Here is an 11,678-nt window from a genome sequence, read left to right on the forward strand (position 1 = left end):
TCAGTGGATCAGGCGATCCTCGGGGGCGACGAAGAGTTCGTCCAGGATCAGCGCGTCGGGCTCCTCGCCCAGGCTCCAGAACACCATCAGCACGATGATCTTCAGGTCCTCGAGGTCCATCGGCGCGCCGGGGATGGCCATCGCGCGGTCGATCACCATCTCGCGCATCGGCGGCGGCAGCACGCCGGCCGATTCCAGGAAGCTGACGAAGCCCACCGAGGGCTCGCCCAGGTGGTCCAGCTCGTCCTTGGAATAGACGCGCAGGCTCAGCTTGCCCTGCTCGCCCTGGTAGCTCTGGGCCGCGACGGCCAGGCCGTCCAGCCAGGACAGGGCCTCCTGGATTTCGTCGCGTTCGAAGCCGACGGCCGACAATTTGCGGGTCAGCTGGGCATGGTCCGGGCAGGCGTCCGGGCGCCAATAGGTTTCGTAGAGATAGACCAGCACGTCGAACATGCGGGCACTATAACCCAGGCCTAAAACCCGGGGCCGGCCATCAGGCGCTCGAAAACCCCGCTGTTCGGGCCCCTTAGGCGCCTCGGCGGCGCTGGAACAGCTGGCCCGGCAGCCGGGCAATTTCGCCCGCCAGCTCAAGCTCCAGCAGCAGTGCGCTGAGCTGGCCGGTGGGCCAGCCGCCGCGCGCCTGCAGCGCGTCCAGCCCGACCGGGTCGTAGCCCATCGCCGCCAGCAGCGCCGCGGCCGGATCGTCCTGTGCGGTCTCGATGGGGGCGTGGGGCGGGGCGGGCAGCGGCGCGGCCGGGCGCTGCAGCTCCTCCAGCACGTCCTGCGCGGTCTCGACCAGCTTGGCGCCCTCGCGCAGCAGGGCGTGGCAGCCGCGGCTTTGCGGCGCGTGGATCGAGCCAGGGATCGCGAACACCTCGCGCCCGGCCTCGGCGGCCAGCCTTGCGGTGATCAGCGAGCCGGACTTCAGGGTCGCCTCGACCACCAGGCAGCCGCTCGCCAGCCCGGCGATGATGCGGTTGCGGCGCGGGAAGTTGGCCGACAGCGGCGGCATGCCCAGCGGGTACTCGCTGATCAGCAGGCCGCGCTCGGCGACGCGCCCGGCCAGCGCCCGGTGCGCCGGCGGGTAGAGCTGGTCCAGCCCGCTGCCCAGCACCGCGATCGTGCCGCCGGCGGTCTCCAGCGCGCCCTCGTGGGCCGCGCCGTCGATGCCCAGGGCCAGACCGGAGACGATGGTCAGGCCGCTCTCGCCCAGGGCGCGGCCGAGGCGCAGGGCGTTGTCGCGGCCTTGCGGGGTCGGGCTGCGGCTGCCGACCATGGCCAGGGCCTGGCGGCCCAGCAGCTCGGCGCGGCCCCAGAGATAGAGCAGGGTGGGCGGATCGGCGGTCTGCAGCAGCGCGGCCGGATAGTCCGCATCGGCCAGGGTCAGCAGGCGCCGCCCCGGCGCGGCCGCCAGCCAGGATTTGGTGGCGGCCAGCAGGGCCTCGAAACCCTCGGGCGGACGGGTCAGCAGCGCGCGCTGCGGCTCCCTCAGCAGGCTCAGCAACGCGGCGGCGGGGGCCTCGAAGATGGCGCCCGGGGAACCGAGCGCCGCCAGCAGCCGGCGCTGCGCGCTGTTGCTGAGGCCCGGTGTGTGAACCAGGCGCAGCCAGGCGGCCAGTTCGTCGCTGCGCTCCATGGCAGCGCCCCGGGTCTCAGGGCTGGGTGAAGCGGTCGCCCGCCGAGACCGGGTCCTGGACCGAGATGATCAGCGCATAGGACACGCGCTCGTAGGTCTGGAACACGAACAGCACGCCATGGCGCTCGTCCGGCAGCTTGATCTCCTCGCGCTTCTCGCCGGTGCGGTCGACGACGCGGCGGCCGTCGCGCCACAGCGCCAGCACATGGCCGCGCTCCAGGCCGTCGCGGTTGCCGCGGTTCAGGGCCACGATCTGGTTCTGGCCGGCGGTCAGCGCGTCGCCATAGATCGAGACGATCTGGCCGGCGATCGGGTTGGCCGGCGCATGCGGCACATAGCGCGAGAAATTGCGCGGCGGCACCGGCGAGAGGCGGTCGCCGACGCCGATTTCCTGCTTGTTCGACAGGATGCGCAGGGTCGCGGGCACGATCTCGGCCTTGCCGTCGCCATTGCTGCGGCTCTCGGCCGGGCGGGTCAGCTCGGCGGTGCCGAGGTAGGGCGCCTCGTAGCCGAGGATCTCCCGCGTGGTCGGGTCGCGCAGCGGCCGGCTGGTGCGGAACACGCGGTAGTCCGGGCCCTGGTTCAGCTCGCCGCGGGCATAGGCGATGTCGCTCTTGGCCAGCATCACCCGGCCTTCCTGGGCGGCGACGATGCGTGGCGCGCGCGACAGCTCGTCGGTGTCGAACACGATGGCTTCGCTCAGGAAGGGCTCGATCAGGTGCTGCGGGATCGCGGTGATCGCATTGCCGTCCTGCACCGAGGAGCGGATCTGCGGCGACAGCCGGATCGTGCCGTCGGGGCCGGCGCTGCCGAGCGACTGGGCCAGCTGCAGGCTGGCACGGCCGTCCTTCTTGACCAGCAGCAGCACCTGGCCCGGGTAGATCAGGTGCGGGTTGCTGATCTGGCTGCGGTTCATGCCCCACAGCTCCGGCCAGCGCCAGGGGCTGGTCAGGAACAGCTTGGAGATGTCCCACAGCGTGTCGCCGGGCTTGACGGTATGGGAGTCGGGCGCGTTGGGCGACAGCTCGGACAGCGGCACGCCGGCCTGGGCCACCTGTTCGGCGGTCTGGCGCTGGCCGGGGGTGACGGGGTAGTTGACCGCCAGGGCCGGCGCGCTCAGCAGGGCCGCGGCCAGCGGCAGCAGGGGCAGGATCTTCTTCTGGAAAAGGGGCTGCCTCTGGGTCATCAAGCTCTCTCCCGCGCCTTGCGTCTCGCCGCTGGCGGGCGTGGCGCTGTCTTCATTGAAAATAGGTGATATGGCCCCAATAGAGAGGCTGAGGCCAAGATCGGCGAAAATCCGCCCTGGCTTGAGGGGATTCTGCCGCCAATCCTAGGTGGTCGCAATGAAAGCGTCCGACCCGGTGTTCCTCTTGCATGCACTTACAAGCCGGCGTTGCGCCTAGTCCACAGCGCCGGTCCAACCCCGAAGATCTAGCCCATGGCGCTCCTGAATATCCTGCGTTACCCCGATGCCCGTCTGCACACCGTCGCCAAGCCGGTGGGCCAGGTCGACGAGCGCATCAAGAAACTCGTCGACGACATGCTGGAGACCATGTACGCGGCCGACGGCGTGGGCCTGGCCGCGACCCAGGTGGACGTGCACGAGCGGGTGCTGGTGATGGATACCTCCGAGGGCCGCAACGAGCCGCGCGTGCTGATCAATCCGGAGCTGGTCGAGGCCAGCACCCAGATGACCGAGGGCGAGGAAGGCTGCCTCTCGGTGCCGACGATCTACGACAAGGTGCCGCGCCATACCCAGGTCAAGGTGCGCGCGCTGGACCGCGAGGGCCAGACCTACGAGTTCGAGGCCGAGGGCCTGCTGGCCGTCTGCGTGCAGCATGAGATGGACCACCTGATGGGCAAGGTCTTCGTCGAATACCTGAGCCCGCTCAAGCGCGAGCGCATCAAGACCAAGATGGTCAAGAAGACGCGCGAGGAAGAGCAGCATCAGGCGCGCAGGCGCTGAAGCGATGCGCGTGGCATTTGCCGGTACGCCGGAATTCGCGCGCGAAGCGCTGGCACGCCTCGCGGCGGCCGGCTTCGAGATCCCGCTGGTGCTGACCCAGCCCGACCGCCCGGCCGGGCGCGGCATGAAGCTGCAGGCCTCCCCGGTCAAGCAGTTCGCGCTGGAGCGGGGCATCGCGGTCGCGCAGCCGCGCAGCCTGCGCCTGGACGGCAAGTACCCGGACGAGGCCGCCGCGGCGCGCCGGGCCCTGCTCGATGCCCGGCCCGATGTGATGGTGGTGGCCGCCTATGGCCTGATCCTGCCGCAATGGGTGCTGGATCTGCCGCGCCTGGGCTGCCTGAACATCCATGGCTCGCTGCTGCCGCGCTGGCGCGGCGCCGCGCCCATCCATCGCGCGATCGAGGCCGGCGACGCCGAGACCGGCATCACCATCATGCAGATGGACGCCGGTCTGGACACCGGCGACATGCTGCTGATCGAGCGCGAGGCGATCCGCCCGGACGACACCACGGCCACGCTGCACGACCGCCTGGCGGCGCTGGGCGCTCGGATGATCGTCGAGGCGCTGGAGCTCGCCGCCTGCGGCGGCCTGACGGCCACACCGCAGCCGCAGGCCGGGGTCAGCTACGCGCACAAGATCGAGAAGGCCGAGAGCGCGATCGACTGGAGCCAGGATGCCGCGCAGATCGAACGCCGGCTGCGCGCCTTCGACCCCTTCCCGGGCGGGCAGGCGCAGCTGGACGGCGAGACGATCAAGATCTGGCGTGCCGAGCCGGCCGAGGGCGCGGGCGCGCCCGGCGAGGTGCTGGCGGCCGAGGCCGCGGGCCTGCTGGTGGCCTGCGGAAGCGGCGCGCTGCGCCTGACCGAGCTGCAGCGCGCCGGCGGCCGGCGCCTGCCGGCGGCGGCCCTGCTGCAGGCGCGGCCGGTCGCCCCCGGCGCGCGCCTGGCTTGAATCCGGGCCGCCCGGCCCCATCTGTAGGCCCATGTATCTAGGAGGACTGCTGCCATGTTCAATCTGATGAAGACCGCCATCCTGATGGCCGCCATCACCGCCTTGTTCATGGCCATCGGGGCCGTGCTGGGCGGGCAGAGCGGCATGATGCTGGCCCTGCTGGTGGCGCTGGGCATGAACTTCTTCAGCTACTGGTTCTCGGACAAGATGGTGCTGAAGATGTACAACGCGCGCGAGGTCGACGCGGCGTCGGCACCGCAGTTCTACCGCATGGTCGAGGAGCTGGCGCAGAAGGCCCAGCTGCCGATGCCCAAGGTCTACATCATCGACGAGAACGCGCCCAACGCATTTGCAACCGGACGCAACCCGCAGCATGCCGCGGTGGCGGCCACCACCGGCATCATGCGGGTGCTGTCCGAGCGCGAGCTGCGCGGCGTGATGGCGCATGAGCTGGCCCATGTGAAGCACCGCGACATCCTGATCTCGACGGTCAGCGCGACCATGGCCGGTGCGATCTCGATGCTGGCCAACTTCGCGATGTTCTTCGGCGGCCGCGACAGCGAGGGCCGGCCGGCGAATCCGCTGGCGGGCATCCTGGTCGCGATCCTGGCGCCGATCGCCGCCAGCCTGATCCAGATGGCGATCAGCCGCGCGCGCGAGTTCGAGGCCGACCGCGGCGGCGCCGAGATCTCCGGCGACCCGCGCGCGCTGGCCTCGGCGCTGGACAAGATCCACCGCTATGCCCAGGGCATCCCGCTGGAGGCGGCCGAACGCCACCCAGAGACCGCCCAGATGATGATCATGAACCCGCTGTCCGGCGGCGGCATCAAGGGCCTGTTCAGCACCCATCCGGCGACCGAGGAGCGCATCGCCCGGCTGATGGCGATGGCGGGCGGCCCGCGCTGACGGACTCAAGACCTGGCCCCGGGCGGCCGATAATGGGACGATGAAGGCCCCGACCACCCTGATCCTGCTGCCCCTGCTGGCCGGCCTGCTGGCCGGCTGCGAGCAACTGGGCATCGAAGACCCGGCCAAGCTGGCCGCCGCCAAGGAGGCGGAGGGCAAGGCGATCGGCAGCGCCTGCCGCCACGCGATGCGCGCGATCGAAGACTGCTACGCGCTCAACCCCAAGGCCCAGAAGGCGGCGGTGTTCGCCGGCTGGCGCGAGATGGACGAGTACATGCGCGAGAACAAGCTCGAGGGCGTCGCTCCGCAGCTGGCGCGCGGTGCCGCCAGCAAGCCCGGCGAGGCCGAGATCGAGACCGAGCCCAAGGGCGCCTCGCGCGAGAGCGGCAAGGGCGGCGGCAAATCCCACTAAGCTGCAGCTCGGCGGCGCGATCTTGCAGTTGGTCGCTGCGCCCTGGGGCGCGGCCGCCCGTGACGGCATGATGACACCATCGCAACAACAAGACCCCAGGAGTCCAGCATCATGAAGAATCCCCAACGCCGCATCGCCTTCGCCGCCCTGGCCTTTGCCGGTCTCGCCGCCGTCACCGGCGCGCAGGCCTGGAGCTGGACCTTCGGCAGCGGCGAGCGCATCAAGGGCTCCGGCGAGGTCGGCAGCGAGGCGCGCACGCCGGGCGGCTTCGATGCGATCCAGCTCAGCGGCAGCTTCAAGGTGCAGGTGCGCCAGGCCGCCAGCGACTCGGTCGAGGTGCGCGCCGAGAAGAACCTGCTGCCCTATATCGAGACCCGCATCGTCGACGGCGGCAAGGGCGGCAAGACCCTGGAGATCACGACCAAGAAGGGCTTCCAGCTGGCCGGCACCCAGCCGGTGCAGATCAGCATCGGCATGATCGTGCTGCGCAGCCTGGCGGTGGACGGCTCCGGCGACGTGCGCGTCGAGGGCATGAAGACGCCCTCGCTGGATGCCGCGATCGCCGGCTCCGGCGACATCCGCCTGCAGGAGCTGTTCAGCGAGAAGGTGGGCTTCAAGGTGGCCGGCTCGGGCGACATCTATGCCAAGGGCCGCACCAACAGCCTGACCATCTCGGTGGCCGGCAGCGGCGACGTGAAGGCGGCCGAGCTGGCCTCCGACGAGGTCTCGGTCAAGATCGCCGGCTCGGGCGACGCCCAGGTGCAGGCCAACAAGGCGCTGAAGGTCTCGATTGCCGGCTCCGGCGATGTGCGCTACCTCGGCTCGCCCGAGATCAGCAGCTCGGTGGCCGGCAGCGGCTCGATCAAGCGCCTGAACAACTGAGCAAATGAGCGCATAGCGCACATGGCGCCGGCAGGAAAATCCGCCGGCGTCGACAATGAGGCCATGACGTCGAAACTCATGGCGCTGGCGCGCCACCCGGAATTCCGCCAGGGCGCGCGCGACATGATGGGCATCACCCTGGGCATCTCGGCCTGGGGCCTGGTGACCGGGGTCGCGATGGTCAAGAGCGGGCTGTCGGTGCCGCTGGCCCTCCTGATGAGCTTCGTGGTGTTCGCCGGCAGCTCGCAGCTGGCTTCCTTGCCGCTGATCGCCTCGGGCGCGCCGATGTGGGTGCTGTGGGCCACGGCCTTCTGCGTCAACCTGCGCTTCGTGATCTTCAGCGCCCAGTGGCGCCTGTATTTCGGCCATCTGCCGCGCGCCAGGCGGCTGCGCATCGCCTACTTCGCGGCCGACCTGAATTACGTCGCCTTCCTCAAGCGTTTTCCCGACCCCAAGCCCTCGCCCGACCATGAGCCCTATTTCTGGGGTGGGGTGGCGCTCAACTGGTGCGCCTGGCAGGTGCCGTCGGTGATCGGCATCCTGCTGGCCAACCATGTGCCGACCCATTGGGGCCTGGGCTTCGCCGGCGTGCTGGCGCTGCTGGGCCTCTCGTACTCGCTGCTGAAGGACCGCAACACCTGGGTCTCGGCCGCGGTGGCGGGCTGCGCCGCGGTGGCCGCCTATGCGCTGCCGCTGCGCCTGAACATCATGGTGGCGATCGCGGTGGCGGTCGCGGTGGGCCTCTTGATGGAGAAATGGCTGCCCGAGACCAAGAGGAGCGCTGCATGAGCTGGTGGGAGACCGCGATCGCGATCCTCGGCATGGGGGCGATCACCCTGCTGACGCGTGCCTTCTTCATGATCCCCAAGCATGAGCTGCCGATGCCGGACTGGCTCAAGGAGGGGCTGCGCTATGCGCCGCTGGCCGCGCTGGCCGCGGTGATCGTGCCCGAGATCGTGATGAGCAACGGCCAACTGATCGACACCTGGAAGGACGCGCGGCTCTACGCCACCGCGGTCGGCACCGCCTATTTCTTCTGGCGTGGCGGCATCCTCGGCACCATCATCAGCGGCACCGCGGTGATGCTGGCGCTGCGCATCGGGCTGGGTTGGTAACCGGGCTGTCCCGGTCCGGATCCGGGCGCTTGGTAAGCTAGAGGGCAGGGCGCCGCGAAGGCGCCACCGTTTTCCAACTCCAAGCGTCTCTCAGACCCATGAACGTTCTGCGTTTTTCCGATCTGGTCGCCGCCGGCAAGGTGTCCGGCCAGCGCGTCTTCATCCGTGCCGACCTCAATGTGCCGCAGGATGATGCCGGCAACATCACCGAGGACACCCGCATCCGCGCCTCGATCCCCTGCATCCAGGAAGCGCTGAAGGCCGGCGCCGCGGTGATGGTGACCTCGCACTTGGGCCGTCCGACCGAAGGCGAGTTCAAGCCCGAGGATTCGCTGGCCCCGGTGGCCAAGCGCATGGGCGAGCTGCTGGGCCGTGAGGTCCCGGTGATTGCCAACTGGGTCGACGGCGTCAAGGTCGAACCCGGCCAGCTGGTGCTGCTGGAGAACTGCCGCGTCAACAAGGGCGAGAAGAAGAACAGCGAGGAGCTGGCGAAGAAGATGGCCGCGCTGTGCGACATCTATGTCAACGACGCCTTCGGCACTGCCCACCGCGCCGAGGGCACGACCTACGGCATCGCCCAATTCGCGAAGATCGCCTGCGCCGGCCCGCTGCTGGCCGCCGAGATCGACGCGATCAGCAAGGCCCTGGCCGCGCCCAAGCGCCCGCTGGTGGCGATCGTCGCCGGCTCCAAGGTTTCGACCAAGCTGACCATCCTGCAGAGCCTGTCGAAGAACGTCGACGGCCTGATCGTCGGCGGCGGCATCGCCAACACCTTCATGCTGGCCGCCGGCCTGAAGATCGGCAAGAGCCTGGCCGAGCCGGACCTGCTGGCCGATGCCAAGGCCGTGATCGAGGCCATGAAGGCACGCGGCGCCGAGGTGCCGATCCCGGTCGACGTGGTGACCGCCAAGAGTTTCGCGGCCGACGCGCCGGCCACGACCAAGGCCGCCACCGAGGTGGACGACGACGACCTGATCCTGGACATCGGCCCCAAGACCGCCGCCATCCTGGCGGACAAGCTGAAGGCGGCCGGCACCATCGTCTGGAACGGCCCGGTCGGCGTGTTCGAGTTCGACGCCTTCGCCGGCGGCACCGAGGCGGTGGCCCGCGCGATCGCCGCGTCGGAGGCCTTCAGCATCGCCGGTGGCGGCGACACGCTGGCCGCGATCGCCAAGTACGGCATCGAGAAGGAGGTCGGCTACATCTCCACCGGCGGCGGTGCCTTCCTGGAGGTGCTGGAAGGCAAGACCCTGCCGGCGTTCGAGATCCTCAGCAAGCGAGCCGCAGGCTGAGCGGGGTTCGACCCGAGCCGAACCAAGGGGCCCATGGGCCCCTTTTGTTTTGCCATCTTTGCATGGCAGTCAAAACAGTCGGCATCGGCGTGATGCGATAAGAGGAGTAATCTTGCCCGCCCAGAATTCGAGGAGACTCGGGAATGAGCAGTAGCAGCAAGTCGACCCTGTCGCCCGCCGAGGCGGCCCTGCGCGAGGCCGCGCTGGACTATCACCGCAGCCCGACGCGCGGCAAGATCTCGGTGACGCCGACCAAGGCCCTGTCCAACCAGCGTGACCTGTCGCTGGCCTACTCGCCCGGCGTCGCCTATCCCTGCCTGGACATCGAGGCCGACCCGGCGCTGGCGGCCGACTACACCTCGCGCGGCAACCTGGTCGGCGTGGTCACCAACGGCACCGCGGTGCTGGGTCTGGGCGATATCGGCCCGCTGGCCGCCAAGCCGGTGATGGAGGGCAAGGGCTGCCTGTTCAAGAAGTTCGCCGGCATCGATGTGTTCGACATCGAACTGGCCGAGCGCGACCCGGACAAGCTGGTCGAGATCATCGCGGCGATGGAGCCGACCCTGGGCGGCGTCAACCTCGAGGACATCAAGGCGCCGGAATGCTTCTATATCGAGAAGAAGCTGCGCGATCGCATGAACATCCCGGTGTTCCACGATGACCAGCATGGCACCGCCATCATCAGCGCCGCCGCGCTGCTGAACGGGCTGGAGCTAGTGGGCAAGGACATCGCCAAGGTCAAGCTGGTGGCCTCGGGCGCCGGCGCCGCGGCGATCGCCTGCCTGGACGTGATGGTGGGCCTGGGCGTCAAGCGCGAGCATATCTTCGTGGTCGATTCCAAGGGCGTGATCCGCGTGGGTCGCGGTGACAAACTCGACGAGAGCAAGCAGCGCTACTGTCAGCAGACCGAGTCGACGACCCTGGCCGACGTGGTCGCCGGGGCCGATGTGTTCCTCGGCTGCTCGGCCGCCGGCGTGCTGACCCCCGACATGGTCAAGACCATGGCCGACAAGCCCATCATCCTGGCCCTGGCGAATCCGGAGCCGGAGATCCGCCCGGAGCTGGCCAAGGCGGTGCGGCCCGATTGCATCATCGCGACCGGCCGTTCGGACTATCCGAACCAGGTCAACAACGTCCTGTGCTTCCCCTACATCTTCCGCGGCGCGCTCGACTGCGGCGCGACCAAGATCACCGAGGAGATGAAGCTGGCCTGCGTGCGCGAAATCGCCGCGCTGGCCAAGGCCGAGACCAGTGACGAGGTGGCGGCCGCCTATGCAGGCCAGGAGCTGGCCTTCGGCCCCGAGTACTTGATTCCCAAGCCCTTCGACGCGCGCCTGATCCTGCGCATCGCGCCGGCGGTGGCCCAGGCCGCCGCGGCCTCGGGCGTGGCGACGCGGCCGATCGCTGATCTGGACGCCTACCGCCAGGAGCTGTCGCGCTTCGTCTACCAGACCGGCATGTTCATGCGGCCGGTGTTCGCCGCCGCCAAGGCCAACCCCGCCCGCGTGATCTACGCCGAGGGCGAGGACGAGCGCGTGCTGCGCGCGGTGCAGGTGGCGCTGGACGAGGGGCTGGTGAAGCCGACCCTGATCGGCCGCCCCGAGGTGATCGCGATGCGCATCCAGCGCGCCGGCCTGCGCCTGAAGCTGGGCGGCGATGCCGCGGTGATCGATCCGGAGAACGATCCGCGCTTCCGCCAGTATTGGGAGGCCTACCACCAGGTGATGGGCCGGCGCGGTTTCACGCCCGAGATGGCCAAGGCCGCGGTGCGCCGCTCCAACACCACGATCGGCGCGCTGGCGATCAAGCTGGGCGATGCCGACGCGATGATCTGCGGCATGGTCGGCCGCTTTGATTCGCATCTGGAGCATGTGTCCGACCTGATCGGCCTGAAGCCCGGCACCCAGACCTTCGCGACGATGAACGCGGTGATGCTGGAGCAGCGCACCCTGTTCATCACCGACACCTTCGTCAACGACAACCCCGACGCCGAGCAACTGGCCGCGATCGCCGCGATGGCCGCCGAGGAGGTGCAGCGCTTCGGCCTGCCGGCCAAGCTGGCCTTCGTCTCGCATTCGATGTTCGGATCCAGCAAGCGGCCCTCGGCTGTCAAGATGCGGCGCGCGCATGAGCTGTTCGCGGCCGCGCATCCGGAGATCGAGAGCGATGGCGAGATGCATGGCGACGCGGCATTGAGCGAGACGGTGCGCGCCACCTTCCTGCCCGACAGCAAGCTGCAGGGCTCGGCCAATCTGCTGGTGCTGCCGACCCTGGACGCGGCCAACATCCTGTTCAATGTGCTGAAGATCACCGCCGGTCAGGGCGTGACCGTCGGGCCGATCCTGCTCGGCACGGCGGCGCCGGTACATATCCTGACGCCCTCGGCCACGGTGCGGCGCATCGTCAACATGACGGCGCTGGCTGTTGCGGATGTGCTGGCGGCGAAAAGCTGAAACCGGGTGAAACCGCGAGAAACCGATGCATGGGCCCGGATGCGGCCCATAATCGCCGGCTTGT

Annotated in this window: 12 protein-coding genes; 9 read left to right on the forward strand and 3 right to left on the reverse strand. The window is 69.3% G+C overall.

Features of this window, described 5'->3' with window-relative positions; genetic code table 11:
- The 3 genes from G8A07_RS04620 to G8A07_RS04630 all read right to left on the reverse strand — a co-directional run bounded on the left by G8A07_RS04620 (position 1) and on the right by G8A07_RS04630 (position 2,822).
- Positions 1 to 453 carry a DUF494 family protein gene (locus G8A07_RS04620; protein WP_195795927.1) on the reverse strand — a complete coding sequence of 151 codons (453 nt, stop codon included), beginning with the start codon at positions 451 to 453 and terminating at the stop codon, positions 1 to 3.
- Positions 454 to 526: 73 nt separating this feature from the next.
- Complete coding sequence (dprA, locus tag G8A07_RS04625; RefSeq protein ID WP_195795928.1) at positions 527 to 1,636, reverse strand: DNA-processing protein DprA; 1,110 nt, start codon at positions 1,634 to 1,636, stop codon at positions 527 to 529.
- Positions 1,637 to 1,652: 16 nt separating this feature from the next.
- Complete coding sequence (locus tag G8A07_RS04630) at positions 1,653 to 2,822, reverse strand: LysM peptidoglycan-binding domain-containing protein (protein ID WP_195795929.1); 1,170 nt, start codon at positions 2,820 to 2,822, stop codon at positions 1,653 to 1,655.
- Positions 2,823 to 3,074: 252 nt separating this feature from the next.
- On the opposite strand from G8A07_RS04630, the gene def reads away from it, so the two are divergent.
- The 9 genes from def to G8A07_RS04675 all read left to right on the forward strand — a co-directional run bounded on the left by def (position 3,075) and on the right by G8A07_RS04675 (position 11,614).
- Positions 3,075 to 3,602 carry a peptide deformylase gene (def, locus tag G8A07_RS04635; RefSeq protein ID WP_195795930.1) on the forward strand — a complete coding sequence of 176 codons (528 nt, stop codon included), beginning with the start codon at positions 3,075 to 3,077 and terminating at the stop codon, positions 3,600 to 3,602.
- A 4-nt stretch (positions 3,603 to 3,606) separates the two neighbouring features.
- Positions 3,607 to 4,554, forward strand: a complete 948-nt coding sequence (gene fmt / locus G8A07_RS04640; protein ID WP_195795931.1) for a methionyl-tRNA formyltransferase — start codon at positions 3,607 to 3,609, stop codon at positions 4,552 to 4,554.
- A gap of 54 nt (positions 4,555 to 4,608) precedes the next feature.
- A complete protein-coding gene (gene htpX, locus G8A07_RS04645; protein WP_195795932.1) occupies positions 4,609 to 5,460 on the forward strand; it encodes a zinc metalloprotease HtpX in 852 nt (283 codons plus the stop codon).
- A 40-nt stretch (positions 5,461 to 5,500) separates the two neighbouring features.
- Positions 5,501 to 5,872, forward strand: a complete 372-nt coding sequence (locus tag G8A07_RS04650) for a hypothetical protein (RefSeq protein WP_195795933.1) — start codon at positions 5,501 to 5,503, stop codon at positions 5,870 to 5,872.
- 111 nt (positions 5,873 to 5,983) lie between these two features.
- Positions 5,984 to 6,754, forward strand: coding sequence for a head GIN domain-containing protein (locus tag G8A07_RS04655; RefSeq protein WP_195795934.1), 771 nt, complete (start codon positions 5,984 to 5,986; stop codon positions 6,752 to 6,754).
- A gap of 63 nt (positions 6,755 to 6,817) precedes the next feature.
- Positions 6,818 to 7,543, forward strand: a complete 726-nt coding sequence (locus tag G8A07_RS04660) for an AzlC family ABC transporter permease (RefSeq protein WP_249937220.1) — start codon at positions 6,818 to 6,820, stop codon at positions 7,541 to 7,543.
- Positions 7,540 to 7,869, forward strand: coding sequence for an AzlD domain-containing protein (locus G8A07_RS04665; RefSeq protein ID WP_195795935.1), 330 nt, complete (start codon positions 7,540 to 7,542; stop codon positions 7,867 to 7,869). The genes G8A07_RS04660 and G8A07_RS04665 overlap by 4 nt, the downstream gene beginning before the upstream one ends.
- 98 nt (positions 7,870 to 7,967) lie before the next feature.
- Positions 7,968 to 9,161 carry a phosphoglycerate kinase gene (locus tag G8A07_RS04670; protein ID WP_195795936.1) on the forward strand — a complete coding sequence of 398 codons (1,194 nt, stop codon included), beginning with the start codon at positions 7,968 to 7,970 and terminating at the stop codon, positions 9,159 to 9,161.
- Positions 9,162 to 9,304: 143 nt separating this feature from the next.
- Positions 9,305 to 11,614, forward strand: coding sequence for an NADP-dependent malic enzyme (locus tag G8A07_RS04675; RefSeq protein ID WP_195795937.1), 2,310 nt, complete (start codon positions 9,305 to 9,307; stop codon positions 11,612 to 11,614).
- Positions 11,615 to 11,678: the final 64 nt, after the last annotated feature.

Source organism: Roseateles sp. DAIF2 (genome assembly GCF_015624425.1).
In the GTDB taxonomy this organism is placed as follows: Bacteria; Pseudomonadota; Gammaproteobacteria; order Burkholderiales; family Burkholderiaceae_C; genus Kinneretia.